The organism is Nonomuraea sp. NPDC050202, from assembly GCF_040656115.1.
GTDB lineage: Bacteria > Actinomycetota > Actinomycetes > Streptosporangiales > Streptosporangiaceae > Nonomuraea.
In genome coordinates this window covers 69149-89723 of the sequence record NZ_JBFALF010000032.1, presented here as the reverse complement: position 1 = coordinate 89723, position 20575 = coordinate 69149, and the positions used below count along the sequence as shown (strand labels likewise).

Here is a 20575-nt window from a genome sequence, read left to right as displayed (position 1 = left end):
GCCCTTGAAGACAAACACCCGCACCGACGAAAAGCTCACCGTCGCCGAAGTCTGCGCCGAACTCAAGATCGCCCGCTCCACCTTCTACGACTGGCGCGCGAAGAAGCAGGGCCCGCGCTGCATCACCCTCGCCAACCGCGAACTCCGCATCCGCCGCTCCGAACTCGACCGCTGGCTCACTGAACGAGAGGACGCCGCCTGATGGCCAACATCACCTACAGCGTCCGCTTCTGGGCGATCAAGACGTATAAGGGCACCAGGGTCACCACCCACACCGTCCGCTGGATCGTGGACGGCCGCGAGTGGAAGGAGCCCTTCCGCACCCTGGCCCACGCCGAGAGCTTTCGCGCCCAGCTCATGACGGCCGCCCGGCAAGGCGAGGCGTTCAGCGTCGCCACGGGCCGCCCCATCTCCTGGCAACGCGAGGAGACCGCCCTCACCTGGTTCGCCTTCACGCTCTCCTACGTCGAAGCCAAGTGGCGCTACGCCGCACCGAATCACCGCCGCGGCATCGCCGAGGCCCTCACCGACGCCACAGAAGCCCTCCTGACCAAGCAGAACGGCGGGCCAGACACCGACACCCAACGGGTCGCCCTCCGCTGGGCCTACAGCGAGCGCCTACGCGGCTCAACAGAACCACCCGCCGAGCTGGCAGCCGCACTGCGCTGGCTCGAAGCGAACACGGTGCCCATGACGGCATTCGAGGAGCCGGGCAAGGGCGCTCTCCTCACGCGCGGCATGCTCGACCGAATCAGCCAGACCAGAGACGGCAAGACCGCCGCCGCGAACACGTCGAACCGCAAGCGCATGAGCCTGAACAACGCCATGGAGTACGCCGTGGAGATCGGCGCTCTGTCTTCCAACCCGCTCAAGGCAGTGAAGTGGACCAAGCCCCGCACCCTAACCGGCGTTGACCCACGAGTCGTGATCAACGTCGAACAGGCACGGCGCTTCCTCGCCGCCGTCGAGCGTCAAGGCGAGCGAGGCCGGCGCATGAAGGCGTTCTTCGGCTGCATGTACTTCGCGGCCCTCCGACCGGAAGAGGTAGTCGACCTACGCCAAGAGCACCTCATCAGCCTCCCGGAGAGCGGCTGGGGCGAGATGCGCCTCACCCACGCCGAACCTCGCGCCGGCAGCCGCTGGACCAACAGCGGCAAGGTCCGGGAGCGCCGCGCACTCAAGCACCGAGCAGACGGCGAGACCAGATCGGTGCCCGTCCACCCCGAACTCTGCTCGATGCTTCGCGCACACATCAAGGAGTTCAGCACCGGCCCCGACGACCGCATCTTCATCGGCCCACGGGGCGGTCTCATGACCGACCGCGCCTACCTTAAGGTCTTCCACAAGGCCCGCGCAGACGCTTTCAGCCCGGCAGAGGCCAAATCACCCCTGATGGTCGTCCCCTACGACCTACGCCACGCATGCGTATCCACCTGGCTCAACGCAGGCGTCCCCGCACCTCAGGTGGCCGAGTGGGCGGGCCACAGCGTCAACGTCCTGCTACGCGTCTACGCCAAGTGCATCCATGGCCAGCAGTGCGAGGCGATGCAGCGAATCTGGGACGCCACTAGGATTTGATCGTCATGGAGAGAAGGCCGTGTACTGCGACCAAATCTTCCTTCAGCATCCGCTTAACCGCACGGATTGAAGAGAGAACCTAGCAGGCACATCAATACCCATAGCTGGACTGCTACCCGCTGGCCAGAGCGCGCAGAATTTTAGTATCCGGACGCTCTGAAATCAAGTGGTGGGGAAGTCCTGCCAGCATCTTCTCAAGCGGAACTTCTGGCCAGCTGGTCGCAAAAATAATTTGTGCCCCTTCGGCCCCGTCAGCTGCCGCACGCGCTAAAAGAGCCTGAAAGCTCATCTCTTTTGTCTCTTGCTGCCGAGGCTCATCGAACATAAGAAGATAAGGATGATTGGAGTTGAACGCCATGCCGGTCTCCAGGAAACCCAAAAGGTACGCCCAGATAACGCGAATCATGTCACTCGCGGACAAGTCAAAGCCTAGATCAAAGCCCTCATAAGTAGGCCTATACGTCTCCTCAGATACTTCTACGTGGGCGGGTTCGATTGAGCCAAAATGATACGCGCGCAACTGGTCCACAAACACTCTTCTTAGATATTGAATCTTCTGCGAGTCCTGCGGTGTTCGCTGACTTCCACTCAGGGCTCGCAGAGCCTCCTGATTGTTGCCCCATGCGATGGATCGGTTAGCGAGATCAGCCATATGACTGTCCACTTCATCGCGTATTCTGATGAGGGCTTCCAGGCGCTCCTGCTCCTTGAGACGTTCCGTTAGACGGTCGACCGAAGGTGTGGCCGAGGGGGATGTAAGAGCATCCTTGATTGACCTTATCTGGCGTCTCAACTGCGCTGTGTCTTCTCGCAATCGCCGAGACTTGATCTGCTCAGCGCTTTCATGCCGGAACAGGTCGTTCTCCATGGCTTTGAAGGTGCGCAGCTCCTGCTGTATATGGGCGATACTTTCTTCCGCCGTCATGGGATGGTCGGTGATCTCAAATCCGTCAACAAGCTGCTGTTGGCAGGTCGGACAGATCGCTGAGTCGTTTAGAATGGAGGTGTGGACAGAGCCAAGTTGTCGCAGTAACGCGGCATCTTTATGGCGTTGCAGATCCTCCTCCAATGCAGTTATGCGCCTCTGAAGGCTGACCTGACGCGCTCGCGTCTCACGCACTTCTGCTAGGGTATTCGATAATAGCGCTTGAGTGGTCGCTAGATCAGTTTGTGCTTTAGAGAGTCTCTCTTCTAGATCTGCTGCCGTTTCCCCCACAGTACGAACATCAATGTACTCACTCTCAGCAAGGGAGTCACGGATCCGATCAATTTCCGCCTGTATCGAGAACCAGTCATCACCATTGGGAACGATAAGGTCGGCTTGGTCCGGCGAGACTCCATCAATAGGCTTCTCAGGAACACCGCGGAGCCGTACGTTCGCCAACTCGGTGGATGTATGCAGCCGCGATACCACCTCTTTCCATTCTCTCTCCATCACTGCGGAGGCACCTTCTAGTCGTTGCCTCTGCAGTATCAGGCTGTACGCATCGAGATCAAGTATGAACTCCGCAGACCTCTTACCTACGTCACGGATACCGAAATACGTAGGTATTCGAGCCTGTATGCCTGTCCATCCATGCTTCTGCTCCACGTAGAAAAAAGGAAAGAGACACTCCAAGTAGAGGGGGCCTTCGCTTCCGTCTACCCGCGACACCTGCGGCAGTCGCCAGTCGAGGAATTCGGCCAACCGTCGGTGGAAACCCGAAGAGCGTTGCGCTGCTCCACTTCTCCTTACGAAATAGTCTTGGCCTTTTGCTGAAGACGATTCGAGCGAGCTAATGGGTCCAGGCCAGGTCTCGATCAGAGCTCGGTCAACCCGCCGACTCTTCACAGCGCGTCGAACTGTCAGCTTCTGGCCAGCGCCATTTTCAATCTCTAGGGCAACCCAAGACTCGACGACCGGCAACTCTTGCCCAGAAATCGTTATCGAATCCGTCATCGCATGAGGTAGGGGAACTTCCCTTTTTGCACTCAGCATGCCCTCTAAACCTAAGGCATATATAATCGATTGCAGGCAAGTAGATTTTCCGCTGGAGTTATCTGCTCGCAGGATATTAAGGCCATTTTCGAAGTCGATACTCGTCCCACACAGCACATCAGGCGTCTGCACTCTAACTTGCAGGTGTCTAACTTTTAGCATCAGCGCCACTCCATCACAGAGCGAAGCTGTCGCTGACTCATACGCCGTGGCAGGACACCAAGGAATTCCTTCTCCTGCAGCATCACGGAATCAGACTCCTTGATAGAGCGTACTAAAGCCATGCCAGTGGCCGTGAGGGCAATTGACCCAGTCGTGTTCCTCCTAATCAGTGCCGCCGCCTCGGCAAGCGCAATCGTACGCGTCATTGAGGGATCATAGCGGACTATGAGATCGCTTGGACTTCGATCACCGTTAAACCACCTGTGCACTATCTCCATGGTGCTATTCGTTCGAAGTGCCCACAGCAGAAAATGCACTTGATCGATCTGGGCGGTATTTGATCGGCACCGGTCAAGCGCCAGCATCAACGCTCCGATGCGCCATCCGATTCGGAGGTCTCCGGGTATTAGATCCGGACGCCGCGTGAAAGAGATTCGCGCTTCCACAGAGGCGAAGGCAGCTTCTAGTTCATCAGGCAGCATCTTGGCTCGACCCATCGTACGAGAGCTGTAGCGGGCATCGCATGATCCACTCAGCAACAGACGCCCATGAAAGTGTTCGTATTAGCCGTTCACCCAGATCCGGCAGCTCTCTCTGTAGCTCCTTCTGTACGTCTTGAGCAATCATGCTCACTACACCCAAGGCAGGATTGCTCGGAGGGTATTCCAGTTCCAGCAGTACTTCTTTATGTGTTCTGTACCTCTCGGCCGCTTCCCACTGATCGGGATACTTCGCTCGCAACTTATCGAGGCCGTTGGCACCCTCAATATACTGGGTAATCAAGCCTTCGATGTATCTAGTCCGACGAGGCTCCGGGAGCTCTGGGGTAGCCAACTTCCTCTTCATAGCATCCACGGACGCTTCATTGGAGAGGATCCATTCCCTCACCTCCTCAACGCCTGATGTCTGCGTTTCTATGAGCGAGTAGGGTCGTCTCAAAATCTGATCTCGAGTAAACGCAAACTGATCGTCCGTGCATACGATGATATGAAAATCTTCATGTAGGTGCGGCAGCGACTTTTGGCGATACTCTTCAGCCTTGCCCGATGCATGCTGGACTATTTTGCTAGAGTCAAATACTGGAACCATGAAGAGGTAGCATTTTATGCGCACACCACCGAGAAGTCGCAAAAGCTCCTTTTCGTTCTTTTCGAGCTTGCCCAAGTCCTCGGTCAACTTGTCTCGCTGATTCTCGTAGCGGTCCTTCACCGTAGATTCATCTTCGGGTGCATAGCACTGCAAGGCATGGCCATCGTGCGTGAAGGCCTCTATTCCCAGATCTCCCCCGTGGCGCGCCGGGACTCGCTGCACCTTGTCGGCTCCCCACTGCCGCGTTAGCAACAATATGCAGTACTCTTCCCAATCCTCAGGGAGCCAGACTGACCTGTGCTTCATCGAGGAAGCCGATCTACCTGCACAGAGACGGTTCTGCAGGAGACATGGCGACGGCATCCGACGGTATAGGCTGCTGAGCGCAATGTGATCACAGAATGCACCATACGACTTCATGGCTAGTTCGTCGATATCCAACTTGTATTACATGAGCTTGATGAGCGGTGAGGCGTGAGCAAGGAGAGGCTAGGCAGACTTCTGCTATCAGAGACGTCCAACGCGCGTTTGAGGTTGTCACGCCTGGCACTTCCCCGGGTCCTGCGGGTGATGCAGCAGATTCACATCGCCGTTGGAGCAAATGTTCGCAAAACCATCTGGCGTCAATCGCTTGATGACGGGTCGGGACACTCCGGTCCACTTGGCAGCGCTGATGTGGCAAGCCGCCTACCTCGTCGAGGGTGTGTCGAAGCAGGCCCGTGCATGTTCCAGCCGAACTGCTGTGTGCTCCCCGCCTGGAGCGCGAGGTTTGTGATCTCCGCTCAAACCCCACTGCTTGTTAGCCAATCGGAGAGCGATACGGCAGCGGCGATTATGTGTGTCTAGCCGGACGGCCTTGAGAAGCGGCACTGAGTTTGGCGTGGTGCGGAGTCCTACGTGCGAACCGCGGTCGTTGTCGAGGGACTCAGGAGGCGGCCAGGAGCGCAGCTTGTCATAGATCACACGCTCAAGACCCGCAGGGCCAGACGCTGCATCTATTCTGCGAGACTTGCGGGAGCAGCCTGGCCAGGGCCGGCGAGCCAAGTCCTGCCGACTACAGCCAGCGCTCAGGCCCCGACCATCTGGTGCAGTGCTGAGGGCACCTCACACGACGTCATCGCCGGTACGACGGGGACGAGTTGACCTACGCAGGTCCTAAGCAGGCGGAGGTCGTCTCCGCCAAGCATCGTTGGGGCGAGTGATCTACCTCGCGCATGGCCGGCGCCACACGGTCGTACAACTACTCAGCCGCCGATCCATCTGAAGCTTCTTGCATACCTGCACGACTCACACACCGCTCGCCAAGATCGGGTTGAGGCGTTACTCCTTCTGCTCTCCGATCGTCCGCTGGCCCCAACCGTCCAGGTGGGAGACGCTGCCCTGAAACTTGGCCGCGTATTGGCCGCGAGTGGCCGTAGGAGACCGTTGGTCGTCGTAGACCACCGGACACAACGCGAGAGGCCCGCCACCGCGTTTCCGCTGGTGACGGGCCTCTTCCCGCTGGTGTGGCAGGTGCAAGGTTCGAACTTGCGTAGGCTGAGCCGACGGTTTTACAGACCGCTCCCTTTGGCCACTCGGGCAACCTGCCGTGTCTTCCGCTCTCGCGGCGACAGACAGAAGAATAGCGGACTTCGGAGGTGCACGTGACACCGGTTTGTCCCGAGGCGAGTCCGAGTCGTACCCATCGCCCTCGCCTCCACCCCGGGTACTGCCGTAAGGCCGGCAGTGAGGAGGTTGGGGTGGATTGGGGAGAAGGGGATGAAGAGGACGCACCGCGTACGGGGCGAGCAAGGGGACGTGGTCCTGCACGGAGGGCCGATGCTGGCTAGGCTCGTTCGCTGGGTCCGGGCGTTTCGTGGGCCGGGCCGATTTCGCCGCAGCTGAGAGGATGGGTGCTTTGGCCGATTCATCTTTCGACATCGTTAGCAAGATCGACCGCCAGGAGGTCGACAACGCGCTCAATCAGACGGTCAAGGAGATCGGACACCGCTTCGACTTCAAGGGTACCGGGGCGAGCATCAGCTGGTCCGGGCAGAACAACATCGAGATCAAGGCGAACAGCGAGGAGCGGGCGGGTGCCGCGCTCGACGTGTTCAAGGAGAAGGTGATCAAGCGGGGGCTCTCGCTGAAGATTCTCGATGCGGGCGAGCCCAAGCTTTCGGGCAAGGAGTACCGGATGCTGGTCAGCCTGAAGGAGGGAATCGACCAGGAGAACGCCAAGAAGATCTCCAAGTTGATCCGCGATGAGGGGCCGAAGGGGGTCAAGGCGCAGATTCAGGGCGAGGAACTGCGGGTCAGCTCCAAGAAGAAGGACGATCTGCAGGACGTCATCACCCTGCTGAAGGGCAAGGATCTGGACATCGCCCTGCAGTTCGTGAACTACCGCTAGTCCGAGGCATGCCGTACGGCTCCGAGCTGGCACACGACGATCGCGGAGAGCGTATCCGGGACACAAGGGTCTGTTCTGTGTCCCGGGCCGCTCCGCGGCGTGAGGGCGGCGCGAGGGCGGCTTCGGCGCGGACGCGGCGCTCGCGGGCGGCCTTGACCTTATGCTCAGTTGGCATGACGAAGATCCCCCTGCGCCGGTTCACGGCACGTGTGCTGCCCATTGACGAGCAAGGCCGGGTTCTCCTGCTCCACGGCTTCGATCCGGCTCAGCCGGATCTGCGGTTCTGGTTCACGATCGGCGGGGCCGTGGAGGACGGCGAGACGCTGCAGGAGGCGGCGGCGCGCGAGCTGTACGAGGAGGTCGGGATCCGGGCGCAGGTGGAGGAGTTCACCGGGCCGCATGCCGAGGCGCTGATCGAGTTCGAGTGGGGCGAGTACGCGTTCACCCAGGATCAGTCGTTCTTCGCGATCCGGGTGGACGACGCGGTCGTGTCGTTCGACCACATGGAGCAGATCGAGAAGGACACGACGACCGAGTACCGGTGGTGGACCTCGGAGGAGCTCGAGAGCACCGCGGAGGTCGTGCATCCCGCGGATCTCGTGACCATCCTGCGGAAGATCGCCGAGGAGGACGAGACCCGGAGCTGACCGGCGGCTCGGGGTGCGGACGGTCAGCGGCGGTAGCCGGCCATGCGCTCGAGGCGGGCGACCCGCTCCGAGGTGGGCGGGTGGGTCGAGAAGAGGCGGCCGAAGCCGGAGCCGCTGAACGGGTTCGCGATCATCATGTGCGAGGCCGAGGTGAGGCGGCTGTTCTCCGGGAGCGGCAGCCTGCGGGCGCCCATCTCGATCTTGCGGAGGGCCGAGGCCAGTGCCAGCGGGTCGCCCGTGAGCCTGGCGCCCGACTCGTCGGCCTGGAACTCTCGCGTACGGGAGATCGCCATCTGCACCATCGTGGCCGCCACCGGGCCGAGCACCATCATGAGCAGCGCTCCGACGAAGCCGGGGCCCTCGTCGTCGTCCGAGCCGCCGAAGAACACGGCCACGTAGCTGAGCCAGGTGATCATGGTGGCGAACGCGCCCGCCACGGAGGAGATGAGGATGTCCCGGTTGTAGACATGGGACAGCTCGTGGCCGATGACGCCGCGCAGCTCGTCCTCGTTGAGCAGCTTGGTCAGGCCGTACGTCACGCACACTGCGGCCTGCCTGGGGCTTCTGCCCGTCGCGAAGGCGTTCGGCTGCACCGTCGGCGAGATGTACAGGCGGGGCATCGGCTGCCGGGCCTGCGTGGAGAGCTCGCGGACGATCCGGTAGAGGGTGGGCTGCTCGACCTCGCTGACCGGTCTGGCGCGCATGGCGGACAGCGCGATGCGGTCGGAGAAGAAGTAGGCGACGCCGTTGCTCACCAGGGCGAGCACGAACGCGATCCGCGCACCGGTGCCGCCGCCCAACCACGCGCCCACCGTGATGATCAGCGCCGATAGCCCGCCGAGCAGGATGGCTGTGCGCAGACCGTTGTGGTGCAAGGTTCCCCCCTCTCGTGGTCTGGGTTCACCACGTCCAACGATGAAGACCCGGTGCTTCGTTCCCCGGTGTGCTCAGCTGAGGGCGGAGCGCGACTTCCCGAGTCGAGCGGCTGCGTGTTACGTCCCGTCATATGGGGTGTGTCGGGTTGTATCGGAGGCCGGCTGTGCGTCCTGCTGTACGGCGGTTCGAGGGCCGCCGCTGGTTCAATTCGCACCCCGCCGACACGGCGTCTCGCGACCGGTGAAGCGACCGCGTGAGGCGGTCGTCTCGCGGCCAGCGAGTCGCCGTCCGGCTCTCAGCCGGAGGCGGACAGCGAGGTCATGTCCAGGACGAGCTGGGGCGCGATCGAGAACAGCACTGCCGCCGCCAGGGCGAGCCCGACGGCCAGCCAGGCCGTAACGGGCGGCCGGTACAGGGACGGCTCCGCACGGCCGGCCGGGGTGAAGAGTCGGGCCGTCCAGACGGCGTAGTAGTACAGGCCGATCACCGTGTTGACGGCCATGACCACCGCCAGCCAGCCCGATCCACCCGCCATGATCTCCCGGAACACGAAGACCTTGGCGAACAGCCCGGCCAGGCCCGGTGGCAGGCCTGCCAGGCAGACCAGGCAGAACGCGAGCGTGACGCCTGCCGCCGGTCGGCGCAGCGCCAGGCCGCGGTAGTCGTCGAGGTCGTTGCGGGTCGCGGTTCTGGATACGAGCATGACGACGGCGAACGCGCCGAGGTTCATGGCGGCGTAGATGACCAGGTAGGCGGTGGACGTGCCGACCGCCCCCGGTGTCGTGGCCGCCACCGCGAGCGGCGCCAGGATGTAGCCGGACTGCGCCACCGACGACCAGGCCAGCAGGCGTACGGCGGAGCGCTGGCGCATGGCCAGCAGGTTGCCCACGGTCATGGTCAGCGCAGACAAGATCGCCACGATCGGGGCCCAGGTGCCGGCCTGCCCGTACAGGGCGCTCACCAGGACGAGGATCAGCCCGGCGAACCCGGCCGCTTTCGAGATGACCGAGAGCAGGGCCGCCACGGGGATCGGCGCGCCCTGGTAGACGTCGGCCGCCCAAGAGTGGAACGGCACCGCCGCGATCTTGAAGGCGAAACCTGCCGCGACGAGGACCACGCCCACCGTGACCACCGCGGGCAGATCCGCGCCGGCCGTCCCCTGAGGGCTGAAGACCTCTCCCAGGCGCGACAGGTAGACCGAGCCCGCGATGCCGTACAGGAGGGACACGCCGAACAGCATGATCGCCGTGGACACCACCGACACGACGAAGAGTTTCACGGCGGCCTCGGAGGAGCGGCCGTCGTAGCGTTTCAGCGCGGTGAGGGCGAAGACCGGGAGCGAGACCAGCTCCAGGGCCACCACCAGCATGATCAGGTCGCGGGAGGCGGGCAGGGTCACCGCGCCGACGAGGGTGCACAGGAGCAGGAAGTACCACTCGCCCACGGGGATGGCGCCGCCCGCGAGTTCGGTCATCGACATCAGGACGATCACCACGGCGGCCACCAGCACCATGCCCGCGAACACCAGCGTGAACCCGTCCACCACGAACGAGCACAGCACGTGACCCGCGGCGAGCCCGGGCGGCACGCAGAACGTCGACCGCGGCGAGCCGTTGGCGAACGCCTGGGCGACCACGAAGCCCAGGGAGAGCAGGATGCCCGCCAGCGTGACGAGCCCCAGCCCGGTCCGCGTCCGCGGGCGTAGCGGGAGGAACGCGTCGAGCAGCAGCACCAGCCCTGCCGCCAGGGCGAGCACCAGCGGAGGCGCGATCAGGAAGAAGTCGATCTGCTGGATCATGAGATGGCTCCCAGCAGGGTCTGCACGGGCGGCGTGGTCAGCGACAGCAGGAGGCCGGGCCACAGGCCGAACAGCAGGATCAGGACCACCAGAGGCGTCCAGGCCAGCAGCTCGTGGCCGTAGACGTCGCCGGGGTGGAGGGTCACCGCGGCGGGGCGCCGGGCCGGTGAGCCGAGGGGGGCGACGGGGCGTTCGTCGGGGGGCTCGTGGATCAGGTGGTCGTCCAGCGGCACGAGGTCGTCGGGCGGGTGGGGATCGGCGGCCGCGGGACGTGGCCGGCCGTGGGTGACGCGGGACAGCATGACCAGGAAGTAGGCCGCCGTCAGGACCGCGCCCAGCCCGCCGATCACCATGTAGGTGAGGAAGAGCCCGCGCGGCAGCCCGTTCGCCGGCTGGAACGCCCCGAACAGCGCCAGCATCTCCCCCCAGAACCCGGCCAGGCCGGGCAGCCCCAGCGACGCGATCGAGGCGAACGTGAGCAACGAGCCCAGCCGCGGCATCGTCGCCAGCATGCCGCCGCCAAGCGCCGGCATCTCCGAGGTGTGGTAGCGCTCCTTGATCGCGCCTGCCAGGAAGAACAGCAGACCGGTGATCAGGCCGTGGGCGACGTTGGCGAACAGGGCGCCGTTGATGCCGACGGGGGTCAGCGTGGCGAAGCCGAGCAGGACGAAGCCCATGTGGCCCACCGAGGAGTAGGCGATCATGCGTTTCAGGTCGCCCTGGGCCAGGCAGGCCAAGGAGCCGTACACGATGCCGACCACGGCGAACGCCCCCAGCCATGGCGCCACCGCCGCCGCGCCCTCGGGCAGGACGGGGATGGCGATCCGGGCGAAGCCGTACGTGCCCATCTTCAGCAACACGCCCGCCAGCAGCACCGAGCCGGTGGTGGGAGCCTCCGTGTGAGCGTCGGGCAGCCAGGTGTGCAGCGGCCACATGGGGGTCTTGACCGCCAAACCGATGCCGATCGCCACGAAGGCCAGGATCTGGATGGATCTGGGCATGCCCGCGCCGTGTGCCGCGCTCAGCGCCTCGACGTCGAGCGTGCCGGTCTGGGCCCAGACCAGGAGCAGGCCGAGCAGCATGACGACCGAGCCGAGCAGCGTGTACAGGATGAACTTGATCGACGCCGCCCTGCGTCCCTGGCCTCCCCAGATGCCGATCAGGAAGTACATCGGGATGAGGACGATCTCGAAGAAGACGAAGAAGAGCAGCAGGTCGAGGGCGAGGAACGTGCCGATCATGCCTACTTCGAGCACGAGCAGCGTGAACACGAGCGCCCTCGGCCTCGCGCTCATGAACCCGCTGGTCCCACGCGCGCCGCCCCAGCACAGGTAGACGAAGCACAGGAACGTCAGCAGCGCCGTCAGCACGATCAGCGGCAGCGAGATGCCGTCCACGCCCAGGTGCAGGCGCAGCCCGAGCCCCGGTATCCACGGCCGGTCGAGCTCGAACTGCATCCGGGCGGGGCCACCGTAGTCGAACTTCGCCAGGAGCATCAGGCTCAGGGCCAGCGTGACGCCCGAGAAGATCAGCCCGTACGCACGGAGCACGTCGCGAAAGGTTCGCGGCGCGAGGAGCAGCAGGAGGGCGCCGAGCAGGGGGACGGCGAGGAGCGCGACCGGGATCCAGCCCATCATGCGACTCCCATCGCTTGTTTCACGTGAACACCACCGCCCCCACCGCGATCAGCAGGACTCCGGCCAGCAAGCCGCCCACGTAGAGCTGGACGTTGCCGTTCTGGGCCAGGCGCAGCACTCCGGACAGGCCGCGGGCCGACTTGCCCGAGCCGCGCACCGCGCCGTCCACGACCACGTCGTCCGTCCTGACGACGAGCCTGGCCAGCGCCAGCACGGGACGGGCGACCAGGGCGGCGTACAGGGTGTCGACGTAGAAGGCGCGCTCGCACGGCGCTCGGAGCGGGCCCAGCAGGCGGGCCGGGTCGGCGATGGGGTCGAGACGCCAGAACGCGTACACCGCTCCCGCGCCCAGCGCCGCGAGGACGACGCTGATGACCGCCACGCCGACGTCGAGATGAGGCTCGCCGGCGAAGCCCAGCAGCAGGGCGGGGGCCGCGAGCAGGATGACGGGCACGAGCATCGTGCGCGGGGCTTCCCTGACGTCGACGACGTGGGCGGTGCCGGGCTCCGGCTCCTGGAGTGCCACGGCCCGCGCCTGACCGAAGAAGGTGCGCAGCCAGGCTCTGGTGGCGTACGCGCCGGTGACGGCCACGGTCGCGAGCGCGCTGCCGTACAGGAGGAGGGCGGCCGCGTCCGTGAGGCCCGTGGCCGACAGCGCGCCGTCCATGGCCAGCAGGACGCCGTCCTTGCTGAAGAAGCCGCTGGCCGGCGGGATGCCCATCAGGGCGGCGAAGCCGATCGTCATCGTGACGAACGTGACCGGCAGCTCGCGGCGCAACCCGCCCATCTGGGTCATCAGGTTGGAGCCGACGTGGTGGATCACCGCGCCTGCGCAGAGGAACAGCAGCGCCTTGAACGCGCCGTGGGTCAGCAGGTGGAAGACGGCCGCGGTGTCGGAGCCCGCGGCCAGGCCGCCTGCCATGTAGGCGAGCTGGCTGACCGTGGAGTAGGCGAGGACGCGTTTGAGATCGTCCTGGGCGAGCGCGGCCAGGGCGGCGCCCAGCATGCCCAGCGCGGCGATGACGGCCAGCACGTCGAGCGTGGGGCGGGCGGCGAGGAACGCGGGGAACAGCCTGGCCACGATGAAGATGCCGGCGGCGACCATGGTGGCGGCGTGGATCAGGGCGCTGATCGGCGTCGGGCCCGCCATGGCGTCGGGGAGCCAGGTGTGCAGCGGCACCTGGGCGCTCTTGCCCGCCACGCCGGCCAGCAGCAACATCGTGGCCGTCACCAGGGTGGCCGCGGACATGTCGGGGACCTTGGCCAGCACGTCTGCGATGCGGAAGCTGCCTGCCGCCAGGCCGAGCACGAAGATGCCGAACAGGAAGCCGACGTCGCCGAGGCGGGTGACGAGGAACGCCTTCACCGCGGCGCGTGAATTGCCCCGATCTTCCCACCAGTGGCCGATGAGGAGGTAGGAGCACAGGCCCATGATCTCCCAGCCGACGTAGAGGACCAGGAGGTCGCCCGCGTACACGACCAGCAGCATCGCGCTGGTGAACAGGCTGATGAAGGCGCTGTAGGAGGGGTAGCGGGGGTCGTCTCCGAGGTAGCCGACGGAGTAGACCTGTACGGCGAGGGCCACCAGGGTGACCAGGACGCCGATGACGCTCGACAGGGCGTCGGCCTGGAGGGTGAGGGAGATCGGGATGCCGCCGGTGACGATCGTGCCGTAGGTCCGGCCCGTGGACGGGGTGGTGGTGCCGGCGAAGTAGGCCAGGCCCGGCGTCCAGGCCAGGGAGATGGCCAGGAGCGCCGAGGCGGCCGTGGGGAGGATCGCGATCCAGGCGGCCCGGGTGTTCGCCGCCCGCTGACGGCTCGTCGTGACCTCGGACCTGCTTCTGGTCAATCCTCGGCGGGAGAGCAGCAGACCCGCGAAGGCGGCGGCGAAGGGCAGGAGCACGGCCAGCAGCGGGAAGGTCGTCATGGCGTGCCGCCTCCTCGCTTGACGGGGGCGGCCTGGCCGTCACGGTGGTCGTTGGCCTGGACGGCCTCCGGCCGCGTGGTGGGGTCGGGCTGGAGGCGTACGGGGGCCGGCCGGGCCGGGGTTTCCGCGTGGTCGTCGGCCGGCTCCGCCAGGTCTCGGAGGTGGTCGATGTCCACGCTGCGGCGGTTCCTGTACAGCGCCAGCACGATCGCGAGGCCCAGGCCCACCTCAGCGGCCGCGATGACGATGACGAAGAGGGTGAGCACCTGGCCGCTGTGCAGGCGGTCGGCCAGCCACACGTCGAACGCCACCAGGTTGAGGTTGACGGCGTTGAGCATCAGCTCGACCGACATGAGCACGAGGATCGTGTTGCGCCGGGCAAGCACGCCGTAGACGCCGATGGAGAAAAGGAGCGCGGAGACGACCGCCGGATAGACGATGTGCACTAATGACCCCCGCTCTGGTCGGGTGGTGAGGCGCTCTTCGGCTGGTCGGATGGTGCGTCGCCGTTCGGGCGGGCCGATGGCGGGGTGTTGTCCGGCGGTGGCGGGGCGGTGTCGGGCTGGGTCTGCGCGCCGCCTGGAATGTCCGTACGGGACAGGACGATGGCGCCGATGAGGGCGGCCAGCAGCAGCACGGACAGGGCCTCGAACGGCAGCACCCACGTGGCGAACACGCTGGCGCCGAGCTCCTTGGCGGCCCCCTGGCCGGGGGTGAGCGGGACGTAGGCCGTACGGAAACCGTCGATCACCACCGTGACCAGGATCGCCGCCGTCGCCACCGCCACCAGGGTCGCGACCAGCCTGTTGCCGCTGTCGAGGTCGGTTGAGCGGCCTATCGGGGCGCGCGTGAGCATGATGCCGAACAGCAGCAGCACGACCACCGCGCCAACGTAGATGAGCACCTGCACCCAGGCGACGAACTCGGCGGTCAGCACGAGATAGCCGCCCGCCAGGGAGCCGAAGCAGACCACGAGCCAGAGGGCGGCGTGGACCAGTTGCCTGGTCGTGACGACAAGCAGCGCCGATCCAACCGCTACCGCCCCCAGCAGCAAGAAGACGAGCTCTTGCCCGGTGGGTGACAGGTAGGAGGGCACCGCCTCGGTCACGACTCCTCCTCGGACTCCTTCGGGTCGTCAGGGCCGAGCCGCCCTGGCGGTCGGATGGATCGTGGATCGGCCATCCTGCGCCGGCGCGGGCTCGGGGCAGAAGTCTGCTCCTCGTTTCCGGGCTCCGGTCGCGATTCCTCCGCGCCTGTGGACAACTTTTCCGCAGGCGGTTCTCCTGTGGATGACGCTTGGTCCCGGGCCTCGCCGGAAGGCTGCGCGGGGCCGCCCTCTTCTTGCGGACGGGGCTGCTCCGTGGCGCCCGCGTGCTCGGTGGACGGGAGGGCGCCGGGAGGGCGGATGCCTCGTACGTTCGTCATCGGTCTGCGGGCGCGGCGTGACGGCGGTGCGGTGGGGCCGGTTTCCGGCGTGCCAGGGGCGGACTCCCCGGTTGTCGTGTCCGTGGCGGTTTCGCCTATCGTCGCGTCCTGCGGAGTTTTGCCGGTCGTCGCGTCCGGGGCGGCCTCGGCGCTCGCCGCCGGTTCTCGGTCCTCGGCGGCGGCCGGGCGTGTCGGGGTGGCGGGGCGGGGGCGCTGAGCTGCCGAGGTACGGGCCGGGCGGTCGGCGGCCGGGCGACGGGGGGCTGCCGTCAGCTCCTTCGGGGGCTCGGCGCCCGGGTCGTGGGCCGGCGGCGGAGGGACGGCTTCGACCCAGGTGGCCAGCTTGTCCTTCTCGTGGAGGAGGTTGCGGATGTCGCCTTCCGCGTACTCGAACTCAGGGGCCCAGAAGAGCGCGTCGAAGGGGCAGACCTCGATGCAGATGCCGCAGTACATGCACAGGGCGAAGTCGATGGCGAAGCGGTCGAGGACGTTGCGCTGGCGGGGGCGGCCGCCCTCGGGGGCCGGGATCGTCTCCTTGTGGGAGTCGATGTAGATGCACCAGTCGGGGCACTCTCGGGCACAGAGCATGCAAGAGGTGCAGTTTTCCTCGACCAGGGCGATAACGCCTCGGCTGCGGGGCGGCAGATCGGGCTTGACCTCGGGATACTGCTGTGTAACCGATTTGCGCAGCATGTGGCGAAGAGTGATGGACAGCCCTTTCGCCAGTCCGACTCCCGGTATCCGCGCCATGGCTCAACATCATGACGCACTTGGGCGCGCACGTGAATGAGCCAGCGCGTTGTCCCCAGTTTTTCCACAGCTATCCACAGGCTGACGGGAGGTTATCCACAACCTGTGTGCATGCCCGATATGAACCACGGCATGGCGATAGTCTCTCGGCCATGCACCAAAGCCATCCCGTCCGCCCCAGTGGCCTGAGGTGGACGGCCGCCGTCGTGTGGGCCTGCCTGCCCTTGTTCACGTGCGGTCTGGCGACCCCGTTCACCATCGGGATCGCGGCTTTCTGGCTGCGCAACATCTGGCACGGTGTCGCTGCGGCCGTTTATGCGGTGAGCATCGGTTCGTTCCTCATCGCCGTGATGGCGTACGACGATTTCGAGTCCATGCCGGAGGCGTTGTCCCTGGTCATCACGGTCGGGCTCTTCCTCAGCTGGCTCGGCGGGGTCCTTCATTCCGGCGTCCTCGTGCCGTTCATGGCGCGCGCCCGGCTCACCGCGCCCTCGTACCATCCCGTCGACCTGCGGCAGCGCACCACCGCGCCGAGCCAGCAGCGCAGGCCCGGCGATCCGGAGTGGGTCGGCCACTATCGGGTGCTCCAGCAGCTCGGGCGTGGCGGGCAGGGGTCGGTGTATCTCGCCATGGCGCCCAACGGGGTGCGGGTCGCCGTGAAGGTGCTGCACGATCTGGTGGACGAGGTGGCGCGGGCGAGGTTCGCGCGGGAGGTGGAGGCGGCGCGGCGGGTGGCCACGTTTTCCACAGCCCGCGTGCTCGACGTGAACATCACGGGGCAGCACGCGTACATCGTCAGCGAGTACGTGGAGGGGCCGTCGCTGGAGCAGCTCGTCAAGAAGTACGGGCCGCGCGACGAGGACAGCCTGACACGGCTGGCGCTGTCCACTGCGGGAGCGCTGGCGGCGATCCACAAGGCCGGGGTCGTTCATCGCGATTTCAAGCCGAGCAACGTGCTGATCGGGCACGACGGGCCGCGAGTGATCGACTTCGGCATCGCGCGGGCGCTCGACCAGGTGACGATGACGGCGGGGAAGATGGTGGGGACGCCGCCGTACATGTCGCCGGAGCAGCTCACGGGGACGACGGTGGGGCCGGCCTCGGACGTGTTCAGCTGGGCTGTGACGATCATGTTCGCGACCACGGGGCGGCCGGCGTTCGGGGAGGACACGGTGCCTGCGGTGTTCCACCGGGTGCTCACCTTTCATCCCGACTTGTCGCCGCTGCCGCCCGCGTTACGCGGCATTGTGAAGGCTTGCCTGAACAAGCAGCCGGAGGAACGGCCTTCGGCCTCCGATGTCATGCTGGCGATCGTTCGCTGAGCCGGACGGCCGGATGGGCGGATGGTCCGGACGAGCGAGACAACCGGACGCACGGGGGGACGGGCAAGCGGGCGGGCCGCCGGACGGGGCTGGACGCCGGGCGGCGGGATGGACCGGACGAGCGGGACAGGCCGGACTAGCGGGACCAGCCGGGCAAGCGGGACCAGTCGAACGGGCGGGACGAGCCAGATAGCCAAGCGAGCGAAACTGCCAGACGGCCCACGGGAGGGCAGGCGGGCCGCCGGGCGGGCTGGTCAGCGGACTGACCGGCGGGCGGGCTGGCCTGCGGATCGCTGGACCGGTGGGGCGTTGGACGGGTGTGTCGTTAGGGCGGGCCGTCGGCGGGTGGGCCGGCGGCGGGGTGGGCCGGCGGCGGGGTGGGCCGTGGGCGGGGTGGTCAGGTGATGACTCTGACGATGCCGGTGAGGGCCAGTTGGGCTAGGGAGAGGGGGACCAGGACTGCCCAGGCCAGCTTCTGGAGTTGGTCCTCGCGGAGTCGCGGGTACGTCACGCGGAGCCAGATCACGATGAAGGCGAGGAAGAAGACCTTCAGGAGCGTCCAGAGCCAGCCGGGGAGGAACGGGCCCTGCCAGCCGCCCAGGAACAGGACGGTGGTCAGGAACGACAGGACGACGATGCCGGCGTACTCGGCGAGCATGAAGAGGGCGAAACGCATGCCGGTGTACTCGGTCATCGGGCCCATGATGATTTCCGATTCGGCGATCGGCATGTCGAACGGGGGGCGGCGGAGTTCGGCGAGGCCGGCCAGGAAGAAGACGATGCCGCCGATCGCCTGCCAGGGGAGCCACCACCACTGCCATGCCTCGACGATCCCGGGGAGCGACAGGGTGCCCGCTGCCATGGCCACCGATGAAGCTGACAGAACCAGGGGCAGCTCGTACGACATGAGCTGGGCCGCCGAGCGCATGCCGCCGAGGACGGAGTACTTGTTGCCCGACGCCCAGCCGGCCATGATCGAACCCAGGACGCCGATGCCCATGACGGCGAGGACGAAGAAAAGGCCCAGGTCGAGGTCCACGGCGACGCGGTCGCGGTCGATGGGGATGGCGATCAGGACGACCAGGTACGGGATCAGGGCCACACCTGGGGCGATCATGAAGATGCGGCGGTCGGCCGCGGCCGGGACGATGTCCTCCTTCTGCGCGAACTTCACCCCGTCGGCGATGAGTTGCGCCCAGCCGTGGAAGCCGCCCGCGTACATGGGGCCGAGCCTCGACTGCATGTGGGCCATGACCTTGTGTTCGGTCTGACCGACGATCAGGGGGAGAACCAGGAACACGGCGAGGATGACGACGAAGCTCAGCACCACTTCAAGCATCAGGTGGCCCCCAGTCGGCTGGTACTCCTGGCGGAAGGGTCTTGCGGCGGCTCGGGGCGCCGTGGCCTGACTCGCCCGGCTCCTTGGCACCCGGCCAGGGCTTGGCCACCCGGGCGGCCAGGATGAAGTCCTTGCGGAGCGGGTGACCCTCGAAACCGTCCGGGAGGAGGAGCGGGACGAGGTAGGGGTGGCCGTCGAAGATGACGCCGAACATCTCGTACGTCTCGCGCTCGTGCCAGTTCGCGCCGCGGTAGATGTCCACGGCGGTGGGGAGGTGCGGGTTCTCCCGAGGGACGTGGGTGCGCAGGAGCAGGCGGCGTCCGGCGGTGGGGTTGTAGACGTGCACCACGATGGCGAACGTGTCCGGCGGGTTGTCCACACCGGTCAGCCAGTCGAAGAAGGTGAAGTCGAGGGTGTCGCGGACGTAGGTGAGCAGGTCGAGCCAGTCGGTGGGGGCGACGTCGATGGTCGTGTCGCCGTAGGACTCGGAGATTTGGGCGCGGTCGCCGAAGTGCTCGGTGATGTGGGTCGAGATGTGCGCCTGGGTCGAGATGTGCCCTTGTGCCGCGACGTGCGTGGTGGTGGCGGGCGTGGTGGTGCCCGACGTGATGGTGCCCGGCGTGGTGGCCGCCGTGGTGGTGGGCGTGGTGGCCGCCGTGGTGGTGGCGGGCGTGGCGGTGGTGCCCGGCGTGCCGCTGGCGTCCGGGACCGTGGCGGGCGCCCCGCTGGCGGGCGGGGCATCGCTCGATGGGCCACTGGCGGATGGGGCATCAGCTGGCGGGCCGCTGGCGGACGGCGCAGCGGCTGGCGGGCCGCTGGTGGGCGGCGCAGCGGCTGGCGCCTCGCTGGCCGACGGAGCATCACCCGGCGGGCCGCCGGCGGATGGCGCAGCGGCTGGTGGCTCGCTGGTGGGCGGGGTGTTGGTGGTGTTCGCGTCAGCAGGTGCGTTGTCGGAGCTGGAGGCGCCGCCGGTGTCGCGGGGGGCGTCCTCGGGGGTTGGGGTGGGGTTAGGGCTTGCGTTGTCGTCGTCGCCGGGGTTGTTGGTGGTCACCTCTGCGACTCCTGGTCCGGGTTGGGGGTCGGGTCTTCAGGGTGCTCCGTGTGGGGGCGGGACAAGGCGTAGCGGTCGCTGAGCTTCTCGGCGGCGATCTTCTCCTGGAGCTTGGTGATGCCGTACAGGAGGGCTTCCGGTCTGGGCGGGCAGCCGGGGACGTAGACATCGACGGGGATGATCTGGTCCACACCGTTGGTGACGCAGTACGAGTCCCAGTACGGGCCGCCGGTGTTGGAACAGGCGCCGAACGAGATCACGTACTTGGGGTCGGGCATCTGCTCGTACAGGCGCTTCACGGCCGGGGCCATCTTGTCGGTGACCGTCCCAGAGACGATCATCAGGTCGGCCTGTCTCGGGCCGTTCGCGAACGGGATCACACCGAAGCGGATGAAGTCATGACGGCTCGTCGAGGCGGCGATGAACTCGATGGCGCAGCAGGCCAGCCCGAAGTTGAACACCCACAGTGAGTAGCGGCGGCCCCAGTTGAGGACGAAACGCATGGGTTTGGGCGCCAACCGTGAGATCGGGCCCACGGTGGGCATCGGGAGATCCGTTGCTGCCATATGGCCATTCTTGCGCGGATCACAGGTCAGGCAAAGGAAAG

Annotated in this window: 16 protein-coding genes, 1 tRNA gene and 1 pseudogene; 5 read left to right on the top strand and 13 right to left on the bottom strand. The window is 66.1% G+C overall.

Features of this window, described 5'->3' with window-relative positions:
• The first annotated feature begins 4 nt into the window (after positions 1 to 4).
• On the top strand, positions 5 to 202 hold the full coding sequence (locus tag AB0I79_RS48065; RefSeq protein ID WP_319717887.1) for a helix-turn-helix domain-containing protein: 198 nt from the start codon (positions 5 to 7) through the stop codon (positions 200 to 202).
• Positions 202 to 1578 (top strand): tyrosine-type recombinase/integrase, encoded by a 1377-nt coding sequence (locus tag AB0I79_RS48060; RefSeq protein WP_357888681.1) that lies wholly within the window; start codon positions 202 to 204, stop codon positions 1576 to 1578. The genes AB0I79_RS48065 and AB0I79_RS48060 overlap by 1 nt, the downstream gene beginning before the upstream one ends.
• Before the next feature lie 112 nt (positions 1579 to 1690).
• Here AB0I79_RS48060 and AB0I79_RS48055 read toward each other — a convergent pair whose 3' ends face one another.
• The 3 genes from AB0I79_RS48055 to AB0I79_RS48045 all read right to left on the bottom strand — a co-directional run bounded on the left by AB0I79_RS48055 (position 1691) and on the right by AB0I79_RS48045 (position 6395).
• Positions 1691 to 3013, bottom strand: a complete 1323-nt coding sequence (locus AB0I79_RS48055; RefSeq protein ID WP_357888678.1) for a hypothetical protein — start codon at positions 3011 to 3013, stop codon at positions 1691 to 1693.
• Between the two features lie 1176 nt (positions 3014 to 4189).
• Positions 4190 to 5113, bottom strand: coding sequence for a hypothetical protein (locus tag AB0I79_RS48050; RefSeq protein ID WP_357888675.1), 924 nt, complete (start codon positions 5111 to 5113; stop codon positions 4190 to 4192).
• 1200 nt (positions 5114 to 6313) lie between these two features.
• Positions 6314 to 6395: transfer RNA gene (locus AB0I79_RS48045), tRNA-Tyr, on the bottom strand.
• A gap of 300 nt (positions 6396 to 6695) precedes the next feature.
• Between AB0I79_RS48045 and AB0I79_RS48040 the strand changes: the two genes are divergently transcribed.
• Both AB0I79_RS48040 and AB0I79_RS48035 read left to right on the top strand, forming a co-directional pair.
• Positions 6696 to 7196: a YajQ family cyclic di-GMP-binding protein gene (locus AB0I79_RS48040; RefSeq protein WP_357888764.1), complete on the top strand. Its 501-nt coding sequence runs from the start codon at positions 6696 to 6698 to the stop codon at positions 7194 to 7196.
• Positions 7197 to 7369: 173 nt separating this feature from the next.
• Complete coding sequence (locus AB0I79_RS48035; protein WP_357888672.1) at positions 7370 to 7843, top strand: NUDIX domain-containing protein; 474 nt, start codon at positions 7370 to 7372, stop codon at positions 7841 to 7843.
• A 23-nt stretch (positions 7844 to 7866) separates the two neighbouring features.
• Here AB0I79_RS48035 and htpX read toward each other — a convergent pair whose 3' ends face one another.
• The 7 genes and pseudogenes from htpX to AB0I79_RS48000 form a co-directional block, all read right to left on the bottom strand.
• Complete coding sequence (gene htpX, locus AB0I79_RS48030; RefSeq protein ID WP_357888669.1) at positions 7867 to 8718, bottom strand: zinc metalloprotease HtpX; 852 nt, start codon at positions 8716 to 8718, stop codon at positions 7867 to 7869.
• A gap of 296 nt (positions 8719 to 9014) precedes the next feature.
• A complete protein-coding gene (locus AB0I79_RS48025; RefSeq protein ID WP_357888666.1) occupies positions 9015 to 10517 on the bottom strand; it encodes an NADH-quinone oxidoreductase subunit N in 1503 nt (500 codons plus the stop codon).
• Positions 10514 to 12151, bottom strand: coding sequence for an NADH-quinone oxidoreductase subunit M (locus AB0I79_RS48020; protein ID WP_357888761.1), 1638 nt, complete (start codon positions 12149 to 12151; stop codon positions 10514 to 10516). The genes AB0I79_RS48025 and AB0I79_RS48020 overlap by 4 nt, the downstream gene beginning before the upstream one ends.
• 22 nt (positions 12152 to 12173) lie before the next feature.
• On the bottom strand, positions 12174 to 14081 hold the full coding sequence (locus tag AB0I79_RS48015; RefSeq protein ID WP_357888663.1) for an NADH-quinone oxidoreductase subunit L: 1908 nt from the start codon (positions 14079 to 14081) through the stop codon (positions 12174 to 12176).
• A 122-nt stretch (positions 14082 to 14203) separates the two neighbouring features.
• Positions 14204 to 14527: pseudogene (gene nuoK / locus AB0I79_RS48010) on the bottom strand (NADH-quinone oxidoreductase subunit NuoK); the annotation flags it as partial.
• Positions 14527 to 15189: an NADH-quinone oxidoreductase subunit J gene (locus tag AB0I79_RS48005; RefSeq protein ID WP_357888660.1), complete on the bottom strand. Its 663-nt coding sequence runs from the start codon at positions 15187 to 15189 to the stop codon at positions 14527 to 14529. The gene AB0I79_RS48005 and the pseudogene nuoK, both read right to left, overlap by 1 nt.
• Entirely contained in the window at positions 15186 to 16256 is a 1071-nt protein-coding gene (locus AB0I79_RS48000; RefSeq protein ID WP_357888657.1) for a 4Fe-4S binding protein, read from the bottom strand. The genes AB0I79_RS48005 and AB0I79_RS48000 overlap by 4 nt, the downstream gene beginning before the upstream one ends.
• A 20-nt stretch (positions 16257 to 16276) precedes the next feature.
• On the opposite strand from AB0I79_RS48000, the gene AB0I79_RS47995 reads away from it, so the two are divergent.
• The gene (locus AB0I79_RS47995) at positions 16277 to 17578 is read left to right on the top strand and encodes a serine/threonine-protein kinase (protein ID WP_357888654.1); all 1302 of its coding nucleotides are present in this window, start codon (positions 16277 to 16279) and stop codon (positions 17576 to 17578) included.
• Between the two features lie 397 nt (positions 17579 to 17975).
• On the opposite strand, the gene nuoH is transcribed toward AB0I79_RS47995, so the two are convergent.
• From nuoH to AB0I79_RS47980, 3 genes are read right to left on the bottom strand one after another with little or no spacing between them, the layout of a single operon-like run.
• Positions 17976 to 18917, bottom strand: coding sequence for an NADH-quinone oxidoreductase subunit NuoH (gene nuoH / locus AB0I79_RS47990; RefSeq protein WP_357888651.1), 942 nt, complete (start codon positions 18915 to 18917; stop codon positions 17976 to 17978).
• Positions 18910 to 19968, bottom strand: coding sequence for an NADH-quinone oxidoreductase subunit C (locus AB0I79_RS47985; RefSeq protein WP_357888648.1), 1059 nt, complete (start codon positions 19966 to 19968; stop codon positions 18910 to 18912). Before AB0I79_RS47985 ends, nuoH begins: the two co-directional genes overlap by 8 nt.
• On the bottom strand, positions 19965 to 20471 hold the full coding sequence (locus tag AB0I79_RS47980; RefSeq protein WP_357888645.1) for an NADH-quinone oxidoreductase subunit B family protein: 507 nt from the start codon (positions 20469 to 20471) through the stop codon (positions 19965 to 19967). The genes AB0I79_RS47985 and AB0I79_RS47980 overlap by 4 nt, the downstream gene beginning before the upstream one ends.
• Positions 20472 to 20575 lie beyond the last annotated feature (104 nt).

Coding starts and splice junctions, on each gene's coding strand:
- AB0I79_RS48060 (WP_357888681.1), top strand. CDS start 202: ATGGCCAACATCACCTACAGCGTCCGCTTCTGGGCGATCAAGACGTAT.
- AB0I79_RS48055 (WP_357888678.1), bottom strand. CDS start 3,013: ATGGAGAGAGAATGGAAAGAGGTGGTATCGCGGCTGCATACATCCACC.
- AB0I79_RS48050 (WP_357888675.1), bottom strand. CDS start 5,113: ATGAAGCACAGGTCAGTCTGGCTCCCTGAGGATTGGGAAGAGTACTGC.
- AB0I79_RS48040 (WP_357888764.1), top strand. CDS start 6,696: ATGGGTGCTTTGGCCGATTCATCTTTCGACATCGTTAGCAAGATCGAC.
- AB0I79_RS48035 (WP_357888672.1), top strand. CDS start 7,370: ATGACGAAGATCCCCCTGCGCCGGTTCACGGCACGTGTGCTGCCCATT.
- AB0I79_RS48025 (WP_357888666.1), bottom strand. CDS start 10,517: ATGATCCAGCAGATCGACTTCTTCCTGATCGCGCCTCCGCTGGTGCTC.
- AB0I79_RS48020 (WP_357888761.1), bottom strand. CDS start 12,151: ATGGGCTGGATCCCGGTCGCGCTCCTCGCCGTCCCCCTGCTCGGCGCC.
- AB0I79_RS48015 (WP_357888663.1), bottom strand. CDS start 14,081: ATGACGACCTTCCCGCTGCTGGCCGTGCTCCTGCCCTTCGCCGCCGCC.
- AB0I79_RS48000 (WP_357888657.1), bottom strand. CDS start 16,256: ATGGCGCGGATACCGGGAGTCGGACTGGCGAAAGGGCTGTCCATCACT.
- nuoH (WP_357888651.1), bottom strand. CDS start 18,917: ATGCTTGAAGTGGTGCTGAGCTTCGTCGTCATCCTCGCCGTGTTCCTG.
- AB0I79_RS47980 (WP_357888645.1), bottom strand. CDS start 20,471: ATGCGTTTCGTCCTCAACTGGGGCCGCCGCTACTCACTGTGGGTGTTC.